We start from the raw sequence: 24,433 nt of genomic DNA, 5'->3' as shown, positions 1-24,433 counted from the left end.
TTAATATCATGAAAAAGCATTATTTAATATTCTATTTTTTAACTGCCTTAACAAATACAAACGCTTTTACTCAAATTGCACTAGTTGAAAAGGCAAACATCAAATACAATACGTATGATTTTATAGATGCACAAAAAATCTATTTAAAAGTCGTTGAAGAAGACTATGGATCAGCTGAAATTTATAGAAAACTGGGAAATACGTACTATTTTAATAGTAATTATTCAAGTGCTGCAAAATGGTATTACAATTTAATAGACCGATTTCCAAATGAAGCCCTTACAGTTGATTATTTTAGAGCAGCTCAATGCTTAAAAAGCATTAATCAACCTGAAGAGGCTGAAAAGCTCATGGAAATTTATAGATTAAAAGGAGGTAAAGCCATCCCTTTAGAATCCTATAGAAATGTTGCTGACACTTTATTTAAAAAAGGTGTTCAGGATAAACTTTTTGAAATAGAGAAAATTCCTGTTAATACAGAGTATTCAGATTTTGGTCCAGCCTTTTATGGCAATAATATTGTTTTTGCTTCAAGCAGAAAAGATCCAACTTTATCAAAAGAACATCCTACCGAGCTTGCTGGATGGGATAAACAACCTTTTCTTAACTTATATCAAGTTCCTTTAGATAAGGATATGAACTTTGGTAAAGTAAAAGCTTTTAACAGAAGTATTAACTCACCTTACCATGAATCTACCGCTATTTTTACAAAAGATGGAAACACTATGTATTTTACTAGGAATAATTATTTAAATGGTAAAAAGAAAAAAGATAAAAATCATGTTGTTAGACTCAAAATATATAAAGCCACTAAAAAAGGTAATACTTGGGGAAATATACAAGAACTTCCTTTTAACAACGATAATTACTCTGTTGGACATCCAGCCCTTAACCCTGAAGAAGACAAACTCTACTTTTCATCAGATATGCCTGGTAGCTTAGGAATGTCCGATATTTGGTATGTCAAAATTTTAGGAGAAGACATTTATACAAATCCTATAAACCTTGGTAACAAGATTAACACTGTTGAAAGGGAAACTTTCCCTTTTGTAAGTGACGATAACGATTTGTATTTTTCTAGTGATGGGCATTCATCAGGTATGGGAGGCTTAGATATTTTTGTAACAAAACTAACAAAAGATTCTCATGGTGAAATATCTACTTTTGGAGAACCTATAAATAGCTCAAAAGACGATTTTGGCTTCATTATAAAAGAAGATAGAATAGGGTATTTTACATCTAATCGTGATGGTAAAGAAGGTAGTAAAAGTGACGATATTTATCAAATTTGGGAACGTTGTGAAATTACAATTCAAGGACCTGTAATGGATAAAAATACTGGTGAATTAATTCCAAATGCAGAAGTTACTTTGATTGATAGTAACAATAAAGAAGTAAAAACAGTTACTGTTGGTAACGATGCTACCTTTACTTTTCTATTAAACTGTCAAGAACAGTATACTTTGAGGGCTAAGAAAGAAAAATACCACCCGAAAGAAAAAGTTATAGAAACCCCAAATAACCCGAAAACTATAAAAATGCCTATTAAGCTAAACATGCCTTTAGCTTTAGAGCTCTCTGACCCTTGTCCTCCAAATGATTTAGGGTGTAGATTAACATTACAGCCTATCTATTTCGATTATGATAAATCTAATATTCGTCCAGATGCTGAAATTGAATTAGCTAAAATTCTGACCGCATTAAAAGAATATCCTACTTTAAAAATCCATATTGAATCTCATACCGATTCTAGAGGTAATGATTTATACAATTCGAAATTATCTGAAAACAGAGCACAAGCTACATTAGATTGGTTTCTAAAAAAAGGAATTGGTATAACAAGGTTAACTGCAAAAGGATATGGAGAATCGGAACTTATTAACAAATGTAATAACCAAACTACGTGTAGTGAAGACGAACATCAACTCAACCGTAGATCCATGTTTATAATTAAAGAATAAAATAATTTAAGAAAGCTCTTTTTGTTGGATATACAGCAGTAAAACTTCTTATCCTTGAGAAGTTTTACTGCTGTTTTTATTAAATTTCACTACAAAATAGGAGCTAACAATCTAGCTAATCTCTCTGTAAAACGTATTAAAACAGGTCTATTATTCCATTGATGTAAGTCTATTTTCTCACTGTTTTTTAAATCTTCCATAAAAGCATTTTTCAACTGACTTGCAAAATGTTTATCATAAACTAATGCGTTAATTTCAAAATTTAAATCAAAACTACGTTCATCTAAATTTGCTGTTCCTACAGAACAAACCAACTCGTCAAACACCATCGTCTTTGCATGTACAAACCCTTTCTTATATCTATACACCTCTACTCCTATTTCTAATACTTCTTTATAAAAAGAATTCGACACTCCGTTTACTAATTTCGAATCTGAAACACTTGGCACCAATAATTTTATCGTAACTCCACTTAAACTAGCTATTTTAAGAGCATCTAAAAAAGAAGCTCTGGGCACAAAGTATGGAGTAGTAATTAATATTTCTTTTTTTGATAACAGTATTGCTTGAATAAGTGCATACATAATGTCTGGATGATCAGAATCTGGTCCACTAGAAATTACTTGAACTAATTGCTTATGTTCATTTGTTTTTACTTGATCTCCCGCTGGAAAAAGCTCTTCCTCTATAATAACATTTTGATTAGCACAAAAATTCCAATCCGCTAAAAAAACTCGTTGTAAGTTTAAAACAGCGAGTCCTTCTATTTTAATATGTGTATCTCTCCAATAACAATTAAATTTATTAGGATTAACATACCTTTCAGAAACATTAACACCTCCTACAAAACCAACTTTTCCATCAACTACAATTATTTTTCTATGATTTCTATAATTAATTCTATTAGCTAACAATAACCATTTAATTTTATAAAAAGGGTACGCCTCCACCCCACTATCAATTAAAGACTTCACAAACGATTTACGAATATCTTTACTTCCAAAATCATCATAAATAAAACGTACTTTAACTCCTTCTTTAGCCTTTTCTTTTAAAACATCTCCTATTTGCTTACCAATAGTATCATTTTGAAAAATATAATATTCTATATGTATATGATTTTTTGCAGCTTTTAATACTTTTATAACTTCTGGAAACTTACGTTCCCCGTTTATTAGTAAATTAACTTTGTTATTACTAGTTAAAATATTTTCTTTATGTATAAACTTCGTCAGATTATAAAAATGTCCTAAATGGCTTTTAGACGTTGATAGTATTTTTTCATTATACTTTTTTAGCTTCTCTTTAAGGTCGAAGAAAATGTTTTTGTCTACTTCTAACTTTTTATTATATAACTTATACGTTCTATGGTTTATTCCAACCATTAAATAAATAATAATACCTCCTACAGGAAACAGAATCAGCAAAAATAGATAAGCTATTGCTTTTGGTGGTGTTGAAGTATTAATAATAATAACAGCAACTGTAGCAATAATAGCTACATATAAAATTATAAGTAGTGTAGTTATCAAAATAAAAGTATCTTTTTCTGCTAAAGGTATTTAAAATATTAACACCTAAGAGACTCAGTTATAAAAAAATTCAACTAACACAACTGCATAACTAAAGGTTATTAATAAAACCGAAATAGTTAGTTTTTACAGTATTAAAAACAAAAAACCTTAATTCTAAACGAATTAAGGTTTTATCTTTAAATTAGTACGGGCGGAGAGACTCGAACTCTCACACCTCACGGCACCAGATCCTAAGTCTGGTATATATTGCACCAATAAAACACAAAATAACTCATTTTCAATGATTTATGTTTTTAATCATTTTATTTAAAGTCAATTAATATCAGTTAATACCAACATTTGTTGTACCTATGTTGTACCTAAAAAGCCCAATAATTTCGTACCTTTATCAAAGGTATAAATCAAAAGCTAAGCAAAAATCACAATGTTGTACCTATGTTGTACCTGATTTGACTTTCGTACTCAAAATAGGTCAATTATGTCATCAAACGCCAAGATAGTTCTTCGCAAAAAACCGAACAGTAAAGGACTCTATCCATTAGCTATTCGAATCACAAAAAATCGTCGTTCAACATATCAATACGTTGGTCATTATATCGATTTAGAAGATTGGGACGAAAAAAATATTCGAGTAAGAAAATCTAATCCAAATGCTGATAGTTTAAATAAACTGCTATCAAAAGAACTCTCAAATGCAAACAAAGCACTGATTGACTTGCAATCCGAATATAAAGATGCGTCTGCCAATCAAATCAAAAAAGAGATTTATGCGTCGGGAAATTCTTCTACCTTTTTTGAACTAGCTCAAGAGCATCTTGACGAATTGGAAATTGGCAAAAAATTGAATCGTCTATCAACTGATAGTGCTTTGATTAGCTATATCATAAAATTCAATAAATCAAAACAGCTCGCATTTCAGGAAATAGATGAACGCTTTCTTAAAAAGCTGATGCTATATTTGAAGTCTAATCACGGACTCTCAGAAACATCAATAATGAATGTCTTAGTTCTCATTCGCTTATTATTTAATAGAGCCATAAAGCTAAAGATAGTTAGTAGGGAATTATATCCTTTTGGCGGCGACAAGATTAAAATTAAGTTTCCAGAAACGAGTAAGGTTGGTCTGAATATTATTGAAGTAAGAGCTATAGAAGCTCTTGAAAATTTGACATTAAGCGAGGTGCATACGCGAAATGTTTGGCTCTTCAGTTTTAATTTTGCCGGAATGAGAGTTACCGATGTATTGTTAACAAAGTGGTCTGACATTTATGATAAAAGGTTGCATTATAGAATGAATAAGAATTCAAAATTATTGTCATTAAAAATACCTGATAAGGTTTTCAAAATTTTAGACTACTACAGAAAAGATAAAAGATATGCAACAGATTTTGTTTTTCCTGAACTGAAAAAAGCAAATCTCGATAATGCCAAAGATGTTTATAACAAAAGAAAGACAGCTAACAAGAAATTTAATGATAATCTAAAGTCTATTGCTAAAAAGGCAAAAATAGACAAGAAAATCACAATGCATATTGCGAGACATACCTTCGGAAATATAGCTGGTGATACCATTCATCCTTTAATGTTGCAAAAACTGTATCGCCATAGCGATTTAAAAACCACATTGAACTATCAAGCTAATTTTATTCATAAAGAAGCAGATGATGCTTTGAGTAGTGTAGTTAATTTTTAATATCAGATTTTCGCAAACCAACTCAAAAGGTAAAACGAAACTTAAATAGAATTGTTATTATTTTAATTCTAAACATGTTAACTTATAAATCAAAAAAGAAAAATAAGCATATAAAATTAATAACATTAAACTTTAAGCCTTCTCGGGTACAATTCTTTTTTATCTTAATAAAATTATGGCACTATACTTGATACAGTAAACGAAATCTCAATTTAAAATGAAAAAACTAGTACTCGCCCTACCTTTACTTTTATCTTCAGTTCTATTTTCTCAAGAAAAAATAAAAACAGAAATATTATTAGAAGACTACAATATTATTAAGACAATCATTAGAGAGCTATCTCCCAGATTCAATGAAACCGATAAGAATGAATTTGATAGTGTTTTTAATGAACAATCAAAGAAGTTAGTAGATAAATCGTTGACCTTATTTGAGTTTATGAAGTTTTTATCTAAATCTGAAGCAGATACAAAATCGGATGAACACGGCATGTATTCACTTCCTGAAGAAGCTATAATGTCTTTAATAAAAGATAAAAAAGTGCTTTTCCCATTACCTGTTAATATTATAGGGAATCGATTAATTGTAAATGCTAAAAACTTAAGTATTCCTTTTGGATCTATTATTTCCAGTATCAATGGGGTAAACACAAATGATATATTATCTATAATGTTACCTGAAAATGATGCTGTTTCAAAACGATCAATAGAAATGCAATTCGACATTCATTACTTTATAGAATTTGGAAAAGTAGATAATTTTGAGATAGTTTATCAAAGTCCAGAAAGTAAAACCATACAAAAAACAGTATTATCGCCATTAACTGTAGAAGAAAGAGTTAAATTATTTAATGATAGTATGGTTTTTCCACTACAAAGAAATGGGTTAGATAATGTTGCTAATACTCAATATTTTGAAGACGGGTCTGCATATTATCTTCAATTAAACTCTTTCAAAGGTGAGTATGACGATTTTAACGAATATTTTAAAACTATTTTTGACGAAATAAAAAATAAAAATGCTAAGAACCTTGTAATCGATTTGAGATATAATACTGGAGGAAATCTTTTAATTCCTGCATTGCTTTTTTCATATATAGCGCAAAAACCTTTTCTAGAAACAGTTTCTGCAAGAGTTCCTGATTTTAATATTCCTTATAAAGAATACATTCAATCCATAGCTGAAAATACATTTCAAAATACAGCTTCCATAGATAAATATATAAATTCTATTAAAAATGACTTCACTAAAAAGGGTGATTACTATGAATTATTTTTTGCTAAAAACAATAAAATAACTCCTCAAGAAAATGTTTTTAAAGGACCAGTATACCTCTTAATAGGAGGTAGAACAGTTTCTGCAGCATCTTATTTTACAGCATTATTTAAGAGTGAGTCACGAGGTAAAATTATTGGAGAAGAAATTGGCGGATCACACCATAATATCACCGCAGGTCAATTGATTACATATAAATTACCTGGCACAGGAATACTGCTTGATGTTCCTTTAATGGAAATTAGTTTCAGCTCTCAAATAGAAAATAATGTTCCAGAACTAAAAATAATGCCTGATATAAATATTTCTAACGAGAAAAAGTATAAATATTTTCTAAATGAGCAAGATGCAGGATTATTAGAAATTTATTACATGATTAAAAAATAACTGATCAACCTTACTTAATTTTACGTTATATACATTAAGAAATTGAGTAAGTTCATACTTCAAAAAAGCTATCAGTATGCATATTTGATAAATGTACTTAATAAGTAATATATAAAGAAGATATAACATATGTTATTTGTTATTAAAATAGCATCGTAACTATATTTGCACAAGTTGTGCATTGTTAATTTTGTATCTTTGTATTGTGAAAATAACAGCACTCATATTAATCTTTTATCTTCTAGCTCTTAATGGGCTACCCTGTAGTGATGTGAATTTTTCTACGAATGACAATCAAATGGAAACTGTGATGAATGATCACACAGACCATTCCGAAAATGGTACTTCTGACTTATGCAGTCCATTTTGCACCTGTCACTGCTGCCATGTACATACCATAAATTTTGGACTCCCAGATTTTGAGCCAATCGTTATGGACTTCCCTTTCGAACCCATTATCCATTTCGATAACATAGGTAAAGAATATACCCACTCCCTACTACAACCACCCCAGGTTTAATTCAGTTTTTAGGACAACTACATCCTTTTTAGACCCTTCTGCTCGATAGGTCTGAACTTTCATTGCGTTGATTTTGCCTCATGCAAACTTTAGCGAAAAGTTTAACTGAATTAATTTTTTTCATAATGATCAATAAAATCATTTTATTCTCCATCAATAATAAATTTATTGTTGGACTACTGACATTGGCGCTTATCATAACCGGTATTTGGTCCATGTCTACCGTAAATCTGGGGTCGGTGCCAGATATCACAAACAACCAGGTACAGGTCATCACCGTATCTGAAAACCTCGCTACCGAAGATATTGAACAATTCGTGACCTATCCCGTGGAACTGGCCATGGGCAACTTGCCCAATGTAACCGAAATCCGTTCTATTTCCCGTTTTGGGCTTTCCGTAGTAACCATCGTATTCGATGATGACATGGGCATTTACAAACCTAGACAATTGGTACAAGAGAAACTGAACGAGGTTAGGGAAAGCATCCCAGAAAAATTTGGGAGCCCTTCCATGGGACCGATTACCACCGGTTTAGGGGAAATATACCAATATACCATAAAACCAAAAAAGAGCTTTGAAAGCAAATACTCCCCTACCGATCTCCGTACCATACAGGATTGGATCGTAAAACGCCAAATGACTCTCTTGGATGGTGTTGTGGAAGTCAACTCTTTTGGTGGCAACATAAAACAATACGAAATAGCCATAAACCCCGAAAAGCTAAATGCCATAGGTGTTTCCATATCCGAGGTATTTGCCGCTTTGGAAAGGAACAATGTCAATACAGGAGGTGCCTATATTGAAAAAAGTAAAATGGCAAACTTCATCCGGGGGGAAGGACTCATAAGGTCTTTGGACGATATCAAGGCCATCGCCATAAAAAATGAAAATGGACTCCCGATTACCATAGGAGATGCTGCCGAAAAAGTACAATTTGGAAACCAAGTACGTTACGGAGCCTTTACACAAGATGGTCGCGAAGCCGTTGGTGGAATGGTGTTGATGATGAAAGGAGCCAATCCCAATAAAGTGATTGCCAATGTTCAGGAAAGAATGCAAAACGTTGAAAAGTCTTTACCTGAAGGGTTGGAAATCAAACCCTTTTTGGATAGAAGCAATCTCATAGAACGAACCACCAGTACCGTAACACAAAACCTTTTGGAAGGTGCACTTATCGTCATTTTTGCCCTGGTCTTTTTATTGGGAAGTTTAAGGGGCGGATTGATAACTGCCACAACCATACCCCTATCGTTGCTCTTTGCTTTTATCTTGATGAAACAATTTGGAGTTTGGGCTAACTTAATGAGCTTGGGAGCTATCGATTTTGGAATCATTATAGATGGGGCGGTAATTATCATAGAAGGGACGGTCTATGAAATCCAAAAACGAATACGTTCCGGAAAGCTCAAATTCAATCAAGGTATTATGGATGAAGTTGCCTATGAAGCGGGAAGCACCATGATGGGCTCTGCTTTTTTTGGGCAAATCATCATTCTAATCGTATTTGCGCCTATTCTTTTTTTAACAGGAGTTGAAGGCAAGATGTTCCGTCCTATGGCGTTTACCTTTGGGTTTGCCATGCTTGGGGCTATTTTCCTCTGCTTGACCTATGTTCCGATGATGTCTGCTCTATTTATGAAACCCGTTAAAAACAAAAACAATTGGTTCGGGAAATTTGAAAGTTGGTTGGAGAAAATCAGTGATAATATTATAGGTAGTATCCAAAAAGCCTATCTACCACTTTTAAAAGGGGCATTAAAAGCAAAATCCTTAGTTATAGGAGCAGCTGTAGTTTTACTTCTTGTTTCAGGGTTTGTATTCTCAAGAATGGGAGGCGAATTTGTACCTCAATTGGACGAAGGAGACCTTGCCATGCAAGCGCTGTTAAGACCGGGAACAGGATTAACAGAAGCTATCGATGTATCAAACAAAATAGAGAGTGTACTTATCAAGAACTTTCCAGAAGTAAAGACAGCAGTTGCCAGAATTGGTGTTGCCGATATCCCTACCGACCCAATGCCGATGGATATTGCCGATATGTTCATCATCTTGGAAAAAGATATGGACAAATGGACTTCGGCAAAATCAAAAGAAGAACTCATCGATAAAATCAAGGATAAACTGGATAGTGAACTTACAGGGGTAAACCTAGTATTTAGCCAACCTGTGGAACTGCGTTTTAACGAACTGCTAACAGGAGTTCGGGAAGACGTTGCCGTAAAATTGTATGGCGAAGATTTAGAGGTCCTTTCCAAAAAGGCAGAAGAAATGGCTGCCATTATCCAAACCGTTCCGGGCGTGGGCGATGTCAATCCAGAGCGGACATCAGGCTTGCCACAGATGACCGTAAGGTACAATCGAAAAAAGATGGCACAGTACGGACTGGATATCGAGAAGGTAAACAGTTACATAAGTGCCGCATTCGCCGGTGGTAATGCAGGTGTCATTTTTGAAGGGGAAAAACGCTTTGATATGGTTATCCGATTTGATGAGGAGCACCGCAAAAGCATCGAAAATTTACGCGCTTTATATGTCGATTTGCCCGATGGCACCCAAGTTCCCATCAAAGAAGTGGCGGACATAAGCTATGTGCCAGGGCCCATGCAGATATCCCGCGACAATACTTTTCGTAGAACCTATGTAGGTATAAATACAAGAGGACGTGATGTGGAATCCGTGGTAACCGATATTCAACAGAAATTGGATGCCGAGCTAGAACTGCCACCGGGGTATTATATTACCTATGGCGGTGAGTTTGAAAATCTGGTACGTGCCAAAGAACGGTTGACCATCGTAGTGCCCATAGCACTGTTCTTGATCTTTGTGCTCCTGTACTTTGCTCTAAAATCGTTTTCACAATCCATAATGATATACATCGCCATCCCATTGGCGGCCATCGGCGGCATATTTGCCCTATGGTTACGGGATATGCCATTCAGTATTTCTGCGGGTGTTGGGTTTATAGTATTGTTTGGGGTTGCCGTTCTGAACGGATTGGTGCTTATAAACCGATTTAACTCCTTAAAGGAAGAAGGTGTAACAAGCATACGGGAAAGAATAGTAACAGGAACAAAAGAAAGAATACGCCCCATTATGTTAACAGCAACTACAGATATTTTAGGCTTTATGCCTATGGCATTTTCATCATCGGCTGGTGCCGAAGTACAACGACCATTGGCAACCGTGGTCATAGGAGGTATGCTAACGGCAACTTTACTAACATTAATTGTACTTCCAATTTTATATACATTCATTGAAAAGCGGGGAGAAAACAAAGGTAAAAAGAAGCTTTCTTCATTGAAGCCAAGTGCTATAACTACCGTTTTAATCGTAGGCTGTGTATTGGGTTTTGCCATTCCAGCTTCTGCTCAAGAAAGTATATTGGAAAACAAAATAACCCTACAGGATAGTTTGCCAACGATAAGCCTGGAAAAAGCCAAGAAAATGGCAATTGCCAATTACCCGAGTTTAAAAGCTGCAAAACTTGGAATTGAAGGCGAGAAAGCGATGCGAAAAACTGCCTTTGATTTTGGAAATACCCAAATATTTACTGGAAAGGAAGAAGTAGGCAATGGAGAAAACGGTGTATCCAATACCATCGGGGTGCAACAGCAGGACATCAATGTGTTTGGGATTGTTCCCAAATTAAAGTTGCAAAAGGAACGTATCCATTTGGCGGAAAACCTTGTCAACCTAACTGCCCTGGAAGTGGAACGAGAGGTAAGCAGGGCTTGGGCAAATGTGTACACAAAACGAAAAACATATTTGGTATATAAACACATGGATTCCGTTTTTCAGGATATTGAGAGAGCGGCCAGAATAAGGTATGAGACCGAAGCTTCCTCTAATTTGGAATATTTGGCAACTTCCAATCAAGCCAATGAGGTCAAAATCCAAAAAGAACAGGCTTTTAGGGAATACAACAAAGCATTGCAACAGTTAAACCAATGGTTTGCCAGCGATACGTTGTACAGTGTGCCAAATGCTTCATTGGAATCTTTAGAAGCTCCGTTTGATTATAGGACAACATCCTTGGAAAACCATCCATTACTTCAAGCCTCAAAGCAACAAATACAGGTAGCTAAGGCAGTTACCAGGGTACAAAAATCTGAATTTTTGCCAAAGTTCCAGGCACAATACGGCAGGCAACAAATCAACGGGCAATCAGGATTTTATCAATATCAAGTGGGAGTACAAATTCCATTGTTTTTCGGTGCCAATTTAGGAAGAACACAAAAGTCAAAAATTGACAAAAAAATAGCAGAAGAGAATTTTTATACCGAAAAGCTAAAGTTAAAAACAGCCTATGAAAATATGCGTGAAGATTTTATAAAATGGCAAAACTCGTGGGATTATTATAAAAATAAAGCACTTCCATTGGCCAAAGAACAGCAAAGAGGTACCATATTGGCCTTTAAGGAAGGTGCTATCGACTATGTGGCTTTCTTGCAAAATATTAGAGATGTTATCCGCATAGAAATAAGTGCTTGGGAAGCTTTTAATAGTTACTTGGACAGTCGTTACCAACTGGAGTATTACCTAAAAAATTCTAAATAAAATTTAAGATAAATAATAAGATGAAAACGCAAATAATAAAGATTTTAATGTTGCCCCTTGTGCTTGCCATTTTTATGGGTTGCAAGGAAGAAGTAAAGCAAAATGGAGAAAAAAAGCTTTCTAATACAGAAGAAACTCATGACCATAAAGAAGGAGAGGAACATGAAGAAGACGAAGAAGGTTCTGAAGAAGGAGATGCAGTGCATCTATCCGAGTTGAAATTCAATAGCTTGGGGATTAAAGTGGGAGTCTTACCAACAAGGCCGCTATCGGGTGTGGTTAAAGCTAATGGACAATTGGAGGTGCCACCACAATACGAAGCTACGGTAACTGCTATTTTGGGTGGTAATGTAAGTAGCATCAAAGTCATAGAAGGAGATAAAGTGCGTAAAGGACAGACCTTGGCATATCTTTCCCACCCCGACCTGTCCCAAATCCAGACCAACTATATAAAAACCTATAACAGGATGCAGTTTTTGGAAAAAGAATACGAGCGCCAAAAACGGTTATATGAAGAAAAGGTAGGTTCGGGAAAAACGTTTCAACAAACGGAGTCTGAATACCAATCGATTAAAGCAGAGGTAAAAGGCTATGAATCGCAGTTACGACAATTGAACATAAGTGCCTCAAAAATAAGGAGTGGTGAAATTTACGAATATGTTCCGGTAACAAGCCCTATTGCTGGTTATATAGAGAAAGTAAAAGTTCAAATGGGACAGTATGTAGCATCGCAAACGCCTATGTTTGAAATTGTGGATAATGAGCATATTCATGCGGATCTAATGGTTTTTGAAAAGGACATCCATAAGGTTAAAAAGGGACAAAAAATTTCTTTTACGTTAGAGTCGGTTCCCGGGAGTAATCTTACCGGTGAAATTTATTCCGTAGGAAAGCAATTTGAACAGAACCCTAAGGCCGTACACATACACGCAGAAATCGATAAAAAAGAAGATTTCCTTATCCCTGGAATGTATATCAATGGAAAAATAAGGACTGGTGAGGCACCGGTGACGGCCTTACCTGAAGATGCCATTATAGAAGAAGGTGGAAAGCCGTTCATTTTTATAGCACAAAAACATTTGGAAGATGGTAAGGTTGAATGGGAGTTAAAACCTCTTGAAGTCCGAACAGGAATAACCGAAGATGGTTGGGTGGAAATAAAACTATTGGAACCGCTTTCTAAGGATGTCCAAGTGGTATTCAACAATGCATACTACTTAATATCTGAAATGCAAAAAAGCGAAACGTCGCATAGTCATTAGTAAAATATAAAAATCGATTTTGATTGATTGGTTGATAAGGGTCTGTTCGATGTCATTCCAAAAACGGGATAAAACGGCAGGCCCAATCAAAAAGCAATTCATGAAATAGGGAAAATGATAAAAATGAATTCACTAGCAAAATGAAATAAAATGCTAAGTATTATCAATCATTACTGGTAACACTTAATAAAATGGAACAAATTGTAAAAATACTAGAAGATAAAGGGGTTCGCCCTACTGCAATGCGATTATTGGTATATAAATTATTGGTGAATAGAGAAAATGCCATAAGCTTAGGCGAACTGGAAAAAGACTTTAAAACCTCTGAGCGAAGTACGCTCTATCGGACTATAAAAACATTTGAAGAAATTGGATTGGTACATTCGATAGAAGATGGCACTGGTATCATAAAATATGCTATTTGTGAAAATCATTCTACTTCTAAGGAAAATAATGACCTGCACCTACATTTTAGATGCAACACATGCCAAGAAACGGTATGCTTGACAGATTATAAAATCCCACAAATCAACCTTCCCAAAGGTTATATATCAGAAGATATGAACCTTACGGTAAAAGGCATTTGTGAAAAATGTAATATGGATTAAAACATTGAGATATGATGAATAAAAGCGAAAAACATCACAAAGAAGGAGGGCATCATCATGACCATGGTGGTGTTTTTGGAAAAAACACGGAGCTCTATTTTGCAATTTTAAGTGGTATTTGTTTAATCACAGGATATTTACTGGAAAAATATGGAAGTATTTCAAGTAATATTCCTTTTGGATTATATATTTCAGCTTACTTTTTCGGAGGGTATTTTACCCTAAAAGAAGCCATTACAAAAATCTCAAAAGGTGAGTTTGAAATTGATTTTTTAATGCTCGTAGCAGCGGCAGGAGCAGCTTATTTAGGAGAATGGGCAGAAGGTGCTTTATTGTTGTTCCTTTTTAGTTTGGGACATGCCTTGGAAAATTACGCTATGGGAAAAGCAAAAAAATCCATTGCGGCCCTTACCGATTTAGCCCCTAAAACTGCATTGTTGAAAAAAGGAAAGAAAACTGAAGAAGTAGCCATCGAGACCTTAAAAATTGGGGATGTCATTGTTATTCGTCCTAACAGTAAAATTTCAGCAGATGGTATTATTGTTAGTGGATCAAGTAGCATAAATCAGGCACCTATTACGGGAGAGAGCGTTCCTGTAGATAAAAAGGCTATAGAAAACCTTGACACAAATTATGAGAACTATAACAATATCCCCGAAGAAAGCCGGGTGTTTTCAGGAACTATAAATGGAAACAATGTTTTAGAAGTAAAAGTCATTAAAGAAGCACAGGACTCTACCTTAAGCAGATTGGTAACCATGGTTCAAAATGCACAAGAGCAAAAGTCGCCTACGCAATTGTTGACCGACAAATTCGAAAAAATCTTCGTGCCTTCGGTAATCCTGCTGGTCATCCTACTTAATTTTGCCTTTCTGGTACTTGATGAAACTTGGAACGAAAGCTTATATCGTTCCTTAGCAGTTTTAGTCGCTGCAAGCCCCTGTGCATTGGCCATTTCAACACCATCGGCAGTACTAAGTGGTGTAGCTAGGGCAGCCCGTGGAGGGGTTCTGATAAAAGGGGGGAGACCGTTGGAAGATTTAGGTTCTTTAACTGCCTTGGCATTTGATAAAACGGGGACTCTCACCGAAGGGAAACCAAAACTGACCGATGCCATTGGTTTTGACGGTATCAAAAAAGAAGACTTACTAAAAGTAGCTATTGCCGTTGAGAAGTTGAGCGACCATCCATTAGCCAAAGCAGTAGTTAGAGATGGGAAAACGATATTATCCCCAGATGTGAATATCCCCAATGCGAGTAATACAGAATCTATACAAGGTAAAGGCATCAAAGCAGAATATCAAGGCAAACCCGTTTACATTGGTAATCTAGAGCTGTTTGATGGTATAGACAATGGTGTTCCGAAAGAAGTGGCTGAAAAAGTACATTCATTGGAAGCAGAAGGAAAGACAACAATGTTGATAAAACTTGGAAATGAATTCATAGGCATATTGGGGCTAATGGATACGCCTAGAGAAAAAGCAAAAGAAACCTTAGTACAACTAAAGAAAATAGGCATCAAAAAAATGATAATGCTTACAGGTGACAACCAAAAAGTAGCGGATGCCGTGGCCCAGGAAATTGGGCTAACCGAAGCCAAGGGAAGTTTACTCCCAGAAGAAAAGGTTGAGGCTATAAAGCAACTGGCTTTGCAAGAAAAGAGGTTAGCGATGATTGGTGACGGAGTAAACGACGCTCCAGCCATGGCGAACAGTACAGTAGGCATTGCCATGGGAGCTGCCGGTAGTGATGTGGCATTGGAAACTGCTGATATCGCATTAATGGCAGATAAATTGGAGGTTCTACCTTTTGCCATTGGCTTAAGTAGAAGCGCCAAATCCATAATAAGGCAAAATTTATGGATAAGTCTTGGAATTGTAGCCCTACTTATACCATCTACGATTATGGGATGGGCAAGTATAGGAATTGCCGTAGCTATCCACGAAGGTTCAACCTTAATTGTAGTTATTAATGCATTACGATTGTTAGCGTATAAAAAGAATAAAGAAAATCGTTGAAAATATTTACACTAAAATGGATGAGAACAGCGAAATATTAATAGATAAGGGTATTAAACCTACTAAAATGAGAATTGGCATTCTTCAATTCTTAATGTTACAAGATACCGCCGTTGGTTTACAAAATATAAGAGCAGCTTTCTTAAAAAACAGATTTCCAAAAAAATTAGCAAATAGGACAACCTTTTATAGAGTTGTAAAAAAATTTGAGGAAAAAGGCATAGTTCATCGAATAGATGATGGTACAGGAACAATAAAGTTCGCCATTTCCAAAAAAGAAAACGATGTACATATGCATTTGCACTGTATTAATTGTAATACCACTAAATGTTTAGAAAACCAAATATCAAAAGAAAGTTTACCAAGAGGGTACGAAATAGCCGAAATCAATATGGTTATTAAAGGTTTTTGTAAAAAATGCCAAAAAAAAGAACAATTAGAAATAGTTTTAAAAAGCTCTAGTTTTTAGGATAACTTATAACAGAATTTTACACAAAAAACACCTACAAACATGAATCAAATAGGAAGTACACAAAGATTTTCTATTTGATTCACCTAACGATTAACTTCGTTTACTCATTTTTAGTTACAATACCTTTTTCTATCCAATTAACCATCTTCTTCATTACTGCAGCAGAAAAAGACTCATCAATTTCTTCATATTCTTCAGGAAGTCCAGTTACACAAGTTTGGAATAAATGATTCAAGTTTTTAATTTCTATTGTTGTTATGTTTTTGTTTCCAGACGTTTCTAAAATCCTTTTCCATTCGGATAAATTTTGACTTGATAGTACTTGCAAATCTTTAGAACCGTTCAATGCAAGAACAGGACATTTTACTTTTTCAATGTATTCATGAGGATTATATTTTAGAAAGTTTACCATCCAAGGTCTTAAAATTCCATTAACTTGAACATCTACATATTCTTCGTATGTCATACTTTTCGGCTTATCTGGATCATTCAAAGAGATCTCCTCTATATATTCAGTCATTTTTTCCTTTAAAACAATTTCGTCTTTATATAATCTAACTATTTCAAAAGCTTTGCGATTTAGTGCTTGTGATTTTTCTATTTCTGATTTATTTAATCCTTTTGCTAAGGCAATAGCCTTTTGTTGTGATAAAAGAATTTTATCTCCTGATAAACTTGGACCTGCCAAAGAAATTATAAACGCTACATTAGATGCTTGAGAAGCTACAATTGGTGCAATTAACCCTCCTTCACTGTGACCAATCAATCCAATTTGATTCTTCTTGATTTCTTTTCGTGTTAATAAATATTTTATTGCTGAGTTAACATCTTCTGCAAAATCAAAAGAATCAGCAGAATCGTAATTGCCGGTTGACTGTCCAATCCCTCTTTTATCATATCTTAAAACAGCTATTCCTTTTTTTGTTAAATAGTTAGAAATATCTAGAAAAGGTTTATGCTTTCCGAATGCCGCATCTCTTGTATGCTTACCATTTCCACTTATTAGAATGGCTACGGGAAAACTTCCTTCTTTGTTTGGTAGTGATAAAGTTCCATATAATTGTACGTTATCTTTAGTATTTATAAATATTACGTTTTCAGAAACTGGATTTAAATATTTTTTTTCTTGTTTACACCCTAAAAGAGGAATCAAAAAAATTAGAAAGATTGATAAGTACAATTTTTTAATATCCATATAATTGTTTTTAAACAAGACGAATACGGTTGAATTTTGTTACTATCCTTTAAAGTCAACCATAACTAATGACTTCAATATATGTTGTTTTCAATGGCTTTATAGAAATACATAAAATACACTTTCTATTTTTTGGATAATTCCAGTAAGCCTAATTTGGATTTTAAAATCTTTTCTTCTTGATTCATATTAACTATTAGACTTTTGTCATTTCACTTTTACTTTCTTTAATTAATTTTTGGTTAAAACATAAAGTAAGCATTTTATAAAGTTTAGGATGCTTCTTTTTTAGTAAATCAGGACGCTCAAAAAAATATTCTGAAGCTACAGCAAAAAACTCAGCTTGATTAGTCCCTCCATATTTTCGAATATCGGAATGATTGCTATTTATCGCTTCCATTTCTTTATGAATTAAATTTAACCAAGGTATTGCGTATTGATGTTCTAATAATCGTTCTGGTATACCATCTGTTCTATCGTCTAACTTATCAATTAAATGAATAAATTCATGTATACCAGTATTGCTCTTATCGGTTGTATTTTTAAAACCATGATACAATGCTTTTTTAGACAGAATCATTTGCTTCTCAAACCGTCCATTCCCGACTACTCCGCCAATATTTCGTGTTTTATACTTAGCTCCAAATTGCATATCCTCATTAAAATTATCTGGATATAATAGTATTCCACTTAAATTGGCGTAATGCCATTCTTTAAAGCCAAAAACAGGTATTACTGCACTCGCAGCAATTAAAACTTTGTCTAATTCTTGCAATTCAAATTGTACACCATCTATATATACTTCGCTTAAAAATTGCATCATTCTCTTCTGAAAAGTTACTTGTCTTTCAATTGAAAGATTACGGTAGTAGAGCACATTATCCAACAACAATTCGTGCCAATGCTTTGGGAAAGGTTGCACCTTTTGTCTCTGTGCTTTTCTGTAAAAGTGTACAACCAAAAGAAGAATGATTCCTAAGAAGATAATGTAACCCATATCAAATTAAGGATGTTACTCTACAGATTCTGCCTTAAATCCTACTTTTTGCAAAGTAGCTTTTACATCTTCTTCGATAGCGCTATCGCTTTCAATGGTTAAAATTTTATCTGGATTATCCGTATCTACTTCCCAACTTTCTACACCTTCCTGCTTATTCAATAAAGGAGTCACCTTTGATACACAACCACCACAATTGATATTTGTTTTAAATTTTAAAGTTTTCATAATTTTTGAATTTGTATTTATTATTAAAGTTTTACGCGTTTAAGCCTTAAGCTATTTAGAACAACAGATACACTACTTAAAGCCATTGCCATTCCTGCTATCATTGGGTCCAATAAAAATCCATTTACGGGATACAAAACGCCTGCTGCAATTGGAATACCAATGAGATTGTAAATAAATGCCCAAAATAGATTCTGGCGTATGCCCAAAACGGTTCTCTTTGACAGTTCCAACGCTTTGGGAATGGATTGCAAATTGGAAGTTATCAAGGTCATTTTTGCAACGTCCATTGCAATATCAGATCCTTTTCCCATTGCTATACTTACATTGGCCTGTGCTAAAGCGTGGGAATCGTTGATACCGTCACCTACCATAGCTACTATTTTTCCATCTGCTTGTAATTTCTCAACAAAAGCGGCTTTTTCAGAAGGCATTACACCACCTTGGTAATTGGTAATTCCTACTTGTTTCGCAACAGCAAATGCCGTTTTTTTGTTATCACCTGTAAGCATATAAACCTCAACACCGTTTTCTTTAAGTGTTTCTATAGCCCTTTTTGAAGTTTCCTTTATTTTATCTGCAATGGCGAGTATCGCTAAAACTTGTTCTTCATTACCAAAGAAAATAACCGTTTTTGCCTGTTCTTCTAGACCTTCTGCTGTTTGCTTTAAAAAACTGTCGATTTGAATATTCTTATCATGCATTAGCTTAACGTTTCCTACATGATATTTTGAACCGTTTTCTGTTTCAGCTTTTACTCCTTTTCCTGTAATACTTTCAAAAGACACAACTTCAACTTTTTCAATATTTTCATTTTTTAAATGTTTAACTACTGCTTCTGCCAAAGGATGTTCGGATTGTGCTTCTATTGCTAAAAGTACTTGCTTGTATTTGTCGTTATTTTTGAGTTTATCGTTCCAAAATATATCCGTCACTAAAGGTTTTCCTTCTGTAATTGTCCCAGTTTTATCTAAAATGACTGTATTTACTTTATAACCGAGTTCTAAACTTTCAGCATCTTTTATAAGAATATTGTTTTCGGCACCTTTACCAATTCCTACCATAATGGCAGTAGGTGTCGCCAAACCTAAAGCACAGGGACAGGCAATAACCAACACTGCCACGGAGGTTAATAAGGCTTGAGAAAATGCATTTTCGCCACCAACAAACATCCAAACAATAAACGTAATAATAGATATACCCAATACAATAGGAACAAAAACACTAGCAATTTTATCGACCAGTTTCTGAACAGGTGCTTTACTTCCTTGAGCCTCTTGAACCATTTTAATGATTTGAGATAGTAAGGTTTCTCCACCTACTTTTTTAGCAATAAATTGAAAACTTCCTTTTTGATTTACTGTGCCTGCATATACTTTATCACCCTTTATTTTTTCTACAGGTATGGGTTCTCCTGTAATCATACTTTCATTTACATAAGAACTCCCTTTAAATACTTGACCGTCTACAGGGATCTTATCTCCAGGACGAACTAAAATTATTTGACCTACTTGAACTGAGGAAATAGGAATTTCTTTTTCCTCTTCATTTTCAATAATTATCAATGTTTTTGGCTGCAATCCCATCAACTTTTTTATAGCAGAGGATGTATTTGATTTTGCCTTTTCTTCCAACAGTTTACCTAAAGAAATAAAGGTTATAATTACCGAAGCTGCTTCATAATATACATGAGGTTCAACACCACGTTTTAACCAGTACTCAGAAAAAAAAGTATTAAATACACTAAAAATGAAAGCAATTCCCGTACTCAAGGCGACTAAAGTATCCATATTTGCGTTACCATATTTAGCCTGTTTGAATGCATTAATAAAAAAACTACGTCCAAACCAAAAAAGAACGGGAATAGTCATTACCAAAGAGATCCACTTACTAGGTTCCCAACTCATAAAGAACATTCCTAATATAAAGATGGGAAGTGTAAAAATGACAGACCAAATAGTGCGATTCTTTATATCTTGATACTGTTTTTGTTGAAGTTCCTCTTGTATTTCAGAAGGGTTATCGACATCAATAATCATATCATACCCCACTTCGCGAAGTACTTTTTGAAATTGATTAGGGTTTAACTCCTTTTCATATTCCACAAGAACAGAACTATTTGCAAAGTTTACATTAGCATCCAATACACCTTCTGTATGTTTCAGTACAGATTCAACGCTAGCTGCACACGATGCGCATGTCATTCCTATAACTGGGAATGAATTTTTCACATTTTGTTTAAAGCTTTTTTCTTTAGCTTTAAAAACGTTAGAAATCTCCATAATCTATTTTTAATTTGTGCATTACAAATATCCAGATTAAAGGATTTTAATACGTTGTGTTATTTGCTGAATGATTTGTAAAATTTACTTGTTTTTATTTTTACAACTAAATGTCATCTAACGATTTTCTGTTTTGTATAGTACTCTTTTTAAATTGCGTAGGTGTCATTCCTGTTACTTTTTTAAACTGATTGCTTAAATAGGCAACACTACTGTAATGCAATTTAAAAGCTATTTCGCTTAGGGTTAACTCATCATAGACTATGAGTTCTTTAACTCGTTCAATCTTTTGGTGGATAATATACTGCTCAAACGTGATACTTTCTACCGATGAGAATAAGGAACTTAAATATTTATAATCTAATTTTAGTTTATCGCTAACCAAATTTACCCAAACAATATCACTTTCATCATTAGAATAGTGAATAGTATTAACTACAAGGTTTTTCATGCTTTCGATTAGCTGACTCTTTCTGTTATTTATCAAACTAAATCCTTCTTTTTTAAGTTCAATAGACAATGTATCTATTTTCTCTTCTCTAAGTGGTAAACTCAATTCTACTTCGCCTAACTTTATATTTTTGTATGGTAGATTCAATCCATGTAAAATCTGTGATATAGAGGATATACATCTTGGACATACCATATTTTTTATATGAATAATATAACTCATTTTTTGTTTAAAATAGCTTCAGCCCAGCTTTTGAAAGGGAATAGTAATATGCGGCTATAGCAGCAATAATAAATATCGCAACGATGGCTAGTATACCAATAATTTTATCTTTTCTGGTAATATTATTTTTATATAAATCCTTATTCCTTTGAGCTTTTCTTCTATTTTTTCTATTTTCTCTTATCCTATTTCTTCTTGCCTTTACATACATTGTTCTTGAGACTATATAATTATACAAGCTTACTCGGTAAGGCTAATTATTCTATAATCTCCCTTACTTCACCGCATTTTAGCATTACTTGTCCGTAATACGGATTCCTAATGTCTTCTTCTAGACTTAACCAATAGGCTCCTTTATTGTTATCTGCCATAGGGCAAAACTCATTATATACTTTTTGGTTAATACCAAAGAGTTTTATACTACTTGTTATATGAGCAGAAAGATGTTTAAAATGCCCTCTTTGTACTGCTATATCCGAATCTTTTTCAATTGCGCTTGCAGAACTTTTCAATTCTTTTTGAATCGTCATCCAATGGTTGTGGGCTTTTTCATTAGATAATAGTTTCATGTCTACCTTTGCTAAACTTTGATTTACTTTTTTCGCAATAGTTTGTGCTTCTATAGCATTGTCATTGACAAGAGCCTCTTTCAATTGAATATAGACATTAAAAACCTCTCTTAATTGATTTTGAAAGTTATTGGAAACTTCAATTCTCTGGTTCATCTCTGAATGATTTACATTATCATCCGAGCTCTCTTTTTGCATCCCAAGATGTCCTTCATGCCCTGTCATTGTTTTACCTCCTTTAGTGTTCATCATGGATTTTTTTCCTTTCAACTGAGCGGCAGCATCAACCGTAAATGTTCCATTTGTAACTATTTCATCTCCACTCTCAAGCCCTTCTAATATAAAGTAGGTTTCACCTGTTGCAGTTCCAAGTTTTACTTCTCTCATTTCGAAAACAGGCTCATCGGGTTTTGTCTTTAGATAAACTACTGAACGTTCTCCAGTCCACATAACAGCACTAGCAGGCACGCTAATGATTTCATCAATATCTGACTGAATTCCACCAACCTTTCCTTCTACAAACATTCCTGGTTTAAATTTGTCTTTTTTATTATTGAGCACTGCACGTATAACTATTGTTCTTGTAGTTGAATTAAGAAGTGGGTCTATAAAAGAAATTTTAGCATCAAACTCTTGATTAGGGTAAGCATTGGTCGTAATCTTAATCTCCTGCCCCTCTTTTAATGAAGCTATTTGGTGTTCGTAAGCATCAAACTCCGCCCAAACCGTATTTAAGTTTGCTATTTTATACAAAGGTTGACCAAGTTTTACATAATCGCCTTCTTCTACCATTTTATGGGTAACCGTTCCTGAAACCGTAGCATATACTGGAAAGTATTCCTGCACCTTTCCTGCTTCTTCAATAGAATTAATTTGTTTTTCTGAAAGTTTCCATAATTTAAGTTTGTTACGAACCGCTAAATACAATTCTGGCTGAGATTTTTTGAGTGAAGCAGCGGTTAAAAGTTCTTGCTGAGCGGATACAAGTTCTGGGGAATATATGGTAGCTAAAGGCCTCCCTTTACCTACTCTCTCACCTGTAGAATTTACATAAAGTTTTTCAATCCTTCCAGAAAAATAAGTTACTTGAACTGCATTTGACTCTTCATTTTCTCTAATTTTCCCAGATAGTTTAAGAGTTGCTTTTTCACTAGTTCCCGATCCCACTATACTTGTTTGTATATTAGCAAGTGCTAATGCGTTTTCGGTCATTTTAAACTGATCAGCTGATAATCCATCTGCTCCGGCCTCAGCAGGTATTAAATCCATTCCGCATATAGGACAATCACCTGGTTCAGCCTGCATTATTTGTGGATGCATCGAACAGGTCCACATTTGATTAGATGCAATTTCCTTTGAATGATCGTGATTATCTTTAGTTGTGCTTGTTACAGTATCAGCAGAACTTCCACCGAATATTATATAGCCGCCTAGCAGACCAACAATCACTGCAATACTTATGTAAATAATGTTTTTATTCATAATATTATTTTTTTGTTTTCTTATTTATTTTTCTAATAGTAGGCGAACTTATGTACCACAGTAAAAATCCGCTGAGTACTGTTATTAATCCTAAAAGTGAAAAAGCTCTTAAAACTATTGTATTAAAATTATCTCGTCCTTGATAATCCATCGTGTGCGTCATCCATAAAAAATCGAACCAGCGCCAACTACGATGCCTAACTGTTTGAAAATCTCCATTTTCGACAGCTACATAAGCCTTAAGATTTTCATCGGTCTTGTATGAAATCTCATAGGCTGGCAAAGGCCTTCCTCTGTATTCGTGGTGATCGCTTACAGTTTCAATTCTCTGTATTTTGTCTAATTTTAAATCCGATAACATATAGCGTTCCGCCACTTTAATTGCTTCTTGCTCTGTTAGCCCCTCTTTTTTTATTCCCGTAAGGGCATTGTAAAGTGTTGTTTCATTTATCCAATAGTAAGGTGTATTTGCTATTTCAAGAAGTTCTAGAGACTTAATAGGGTCTTTAACGGCTAATTGAGAACTCCCCAATAAATCCATAAATGCAGTTTTCTCGGGATTTTCTTTTTTGAATTGATCGCCGTGAATCTCATCAATATCCGTCCAACTAAAATACATCCCACTAATAGTCCACATTAAAAATTGAATACCTAAAAAAACACCCAAATAACGATGCGCCTTTCTTATTTTTAATGCTGTATGTCTATTTACCATC

Annotated in this window: 17 protein-coding genes; 9 read left to right on the top strand and 8 right to left on the bottom strand. The window is 34.2% G+C overall.

Going from position 1 to position 24,433, the window contains the following annotated elements:
• The first annotated feature begins 8 nt into the window (after positions 1–8).
• Positions 9–1,961 carry an OmpA family protein gene (locus MHM83_RS05120; protein ID WP_239178658.1) on the top strand — a complete coding sequence of 651 codons (1,953 nt, stop codon included), beginning with the start codon at positions 9–11 and terminating at the stop codon, positions 1,959–1,961.
• Positions 1,962–2,050: 89 nt separating this feature from the next.
• Here MHM83_RS05120 and cls read toward each other — a convergent pair whose 3' ends face one another.
• Positions 2,051–3,493, bottom strand: coding sequence for a cardiolipin synthase (gene cls, locus MHM83_RS05115; protein WP_239178656.1), 1,443 nt, complete (start codon positions 3,491–3,493; stop codon positions 2,051–2,053).
• A 481-nt stretch (positions 3,494–3,974) separates the two neighbouring features.
• Between cls and MHM83_RS05110 the strand changes: the two genes are divergently transcribed.
• From MHM83_RS05110 to MHM83_RS05080, 8 genes are all read left to right on the top strand, one after another.
• Entirely contained in the window at positions 3,975–5,189 is a 1,215-nt protein-coding gene (locus tag MHM83_RS05110) for a site-specific integrase (protein ID WP_159612757.1), read from the top strand.
• A gap of 217 nt (positions 5,190–5,406) precedes the next feature.
• Entirely contained in the window at positions 5,407–6,852 is a 1,446-nt protein-coding gene (locus MHM83_RS05105) for a S41 family peptidase (protein WP_159612759.1), read from the top strand.
• A 205-nt stretch (positions 6,853–7,057) separates the two neighbouring features.
• Complete coding sequence (locus MHM83_RS16225) at positions 7,058–7,372, top strand: DUF6660 family protein (protein ID WP_370641893.1); 315 nt, start codon at positions 7,058–7,060, stop codon at positions 7,370–7,372.
• A gap of 125 nt (positions 7,373–7,497) precedes the next feature.
• Entirely contained in the window at positions 7,498–11,931 is a 4,434-nt protein-coding gene (locus MHM83_RS05100; RefSeq protein WP_159612920.1) for a CusA/CzcA family heavy metal efflux RND transporter, read from the top strand.
• A gap of 20 nt (positions 11,932–11,951) precedes the next feature.
• The gene (locus MHM83_RS05095) at positions 11,952–13,193 is read left to right on the top strand and encodes an efflux RND transporter periplasmic adaptor subunit (protein ID WP_239178653.1); all 1,242 of its coding nucleotides are present in this window, start codon (positions 11,952–11,954) and stop codon (positions 13,191–13,193) included.
• Between the two features lie 191 nt (positions 13,194–13,384).
• Positions 13,385–13,801, top strand: a complete 417-nt coding sequence (locus tag MHM83_RS05090) for a Fur family transcriptional regulator (protein ID WP_159612761.1) — start codon at positions 13,385–13,387, stop codon at positions 13,799–13,801.
• Between the two features lie 14 nt (positions 13,802–13,815).
• Positions 13,816–15,819, top strand: coding sequence for a heavy metal translocating P-type ATPase (locus tag MHM83_RS05085; protein ID WP_159612924.1), 2,004 nt, complete (start codon positions 13,816–13,818; stop codon positions 15,817–15,819).
• 16 nt (positions 15,820–15,835) lie between these two features.
• Positions 15,836–16,288 (top strand): Fur family transcriptional regulator, encoded by a 453-nt coding sequence (locus MHM83_RS05080; RefSeq protein WP_159612763.1) that lies wholly within the window; start codon positions 15,836–15,838, stop codon positions 16,286–16,288.
• A gap of 103 nt (positions 16,289–16,391) precedes the next feature.
• On the opposite strand, the gene MHM83_RS05075 is transcribed toward MHM83_RS05080, so the two are convergent.
• The 7 genes from MHM83_RS05075 to MHM83_RS05045 form a co-directional block, all read right to left on the bottom strand.
• Positions 16,392–17,486 (bottom strand): alpha/beta hydrolase family protein, encoded by a 1,095-nt coding sequence (locus MHM83_RS05075; RefSeq protein WP_159612765.1) that lies wholly within the window; start codon positions 17,484–17,486, stop codon positions 16,392–16,394.
• A gap of 196 nt (positions 17,487–17,682) precedes the next feature.
• Complete coding sequence (locus MHM83_RS05070) at positions 17,683–18,483, bottom strand: zinc-dependent peptidase (protein WP_159612767.1); 801 nt, start codon at positions 18,481–18,483, stop codon at positions 17,683–17,685.
• A gap of 15 nt (positions 18,484–18,498) precedes the next feature.
• Positions 18,499–18,711: a heavy-metal-associated domain-containing protein gene (locus tag MHM83_RS05065; RefSeq protein ID WP_159612769.1), complete on the bottom strand. Its 213-nt coding sequence runs from the start codon at positions 18,709–18,711 to the stop codon at positions 18,499–18,501.
• A 23-nt stretch (positions 18,712–18,734) separates the two neighbouring features.
• The gene (locus MHM83_RS05060) at positions 18,735–20,993 is read right to left on the bottom strand and encodes a heavy metal translocating P-type ATPase (protein ID WP_159612771.1); all 2,259 of its coding nucleotides are present in this window, start codon (positions 20,991–20,993) and stop codon (positions 18,735–18,737) included.
• 106 nt (positions 20,994–21,099) lie between these two features.
• Positions 21,100–21,666: an AraC family transcriptional regulator gene (locus tag MHM83_RS05055; RefSeq protein WP_159612773.1), complete on the bottom strand. Its 567-nt coding sequence runs from the start codon at positions 21,664–21,666 to the stop codon at positions 21,100–21,102.
• Between the two features lie 257 nt (positions 21,667–21,923).
• A complete protein-coding gene (locus MHM83_RS05050; RefSeq protein ID WP_159612777.1) occupies positions 21,924–23,717 on the bottom strand; it encodes an efflux RND transporter periplasmic adaptor subunit in 1,794 nt (597 codons plus the stop codon).
• 4 nt (positions 23,718–23,721) lie between these two features.
• Positions 23,722–24,432, bottom strand: a complete 711-nt coding sequence (locus MHM83_RS05045; protein WP_159612779.1) for a PepSY domain-containing protein — start codon at positions 24,430–24,432, stop codon at positions 23,722–23,724.
• Position 24,433: the final 1 nt, after the last annotated feature.

It is taken from the genome of Tenacibaculum sp. Mcav3-52, from assembly GCF_022347665.1.
Taxonomy (GTDB): Bacteria; Bacteroidota; Bacteroidia; order Flavobacteriales; family Flavobacteriaceae; genus Polaribacter; species Polaribacter mesophilus.
The sequence above is the reverse complement of the archived record's forward strand: the minus strand, read 5'-3'. Positions and strand labels throughout refer to the sequence as shown.

Coding starts and splice junctions, on each gene's coding strand:
- MHM83_RS05085 (WP_159612924.1), top strand. CDS start 13,816: ATGAATAAAAGCGAAAAACATCACAAAGAAGGAGGGCATCATCATGAC.
- MHM83_RS05075 (WP_159612765.1), bottom strand. CDS start 17,486: ATGGATATTAAAAAATTGTACTTATCAATCTTTCTAATTTTTTTGATT.
- MHM83_RS05045 (WP_159612779.1), bottom strand. CDS start 24,432: ATGGTAAATAGACATACAGCATTAAAAATAAGAAAGGCGCATCGTTAT.
- MHM83_RS05095 (WP_239178653.1), top strand. CDS start 11,952: ATGAAAACGCAAATAATAAAGATTTTAATGTTGCCCCTTGTGCTTGCC.
- MHM83_RS05090 (WP_159612761.1), top strand. CDS start 13,385: ATGGAACAAATTGTAAAAATACTAGAAGATAAAGGGGTTCGCCCTACT.
- MHM83_RS05105 (WP_159612759.1), top strand. CDS start 5,407: ATGAAAAAACTAGTACTCGCCCTACCTTTACTTTTATCTTCAGTTCTA.
- MHM83_RS05120 (WP_239178658.1), top strand. CDS start 9: ATGAAAAAGCATTATTTAATATTCTATTTTTTAACTGCCTTAACAAAT.
- MHM83_RS05060 (WP_159612771.1), bottom strand. CDS start 20,993: ATGGAGATTTCTAACGTTTTTAAAGCTAAAGAAAAAAGCTTTAAACAA.
- MHM83_RS05070 (WP_159612767.1), bottom strand. CDS start 18,483: ATGGGTTACATTATCTTCTTAGGAATCATTCTTCTTTTGGTTGTACAC.
- MHM83_RS05065 (WP_159612769.1), bottom strand. CDS start 18,711: ATGAAAACTTTAAAATTTAAAACAAATATCAATTGTGGTGGTTGTGTA.
- MHM83_RS05110 (WP_159612757.1), top strand. CDS start 3,975: ATGTCATCAAACGCCAAGATAGTTCTTCGCAAAAAACCGAACAGTAAA.
- MHM83_RS05100 (WP_159612920.1), top strand. CDS start 7,498: ATGATCAATAAAATCATTTTATTCTCCATCAATAATAAATTTATTGTT.
- MHM83_RS05080 (WP_159612763.1), top strand. CDS start 15,836: ATGGATGAGAACAGCGAAATATTAATAGATAAGGGTATTAAACCTACT.
- MHM83_RS05055 (WP_159612773.1), bottom strand. CDS start 21,666: ATGAGTTATATTATTCATATAAAAAATATGGTATGTCCAAGATGTATA.
- MHM83_RS05050 (WP_159612777.1), bottom strand. CDS start 23,717: ATGAATAAAAACATTATTTACATAAGTATTGCAGTGATTGTTGGTCTG.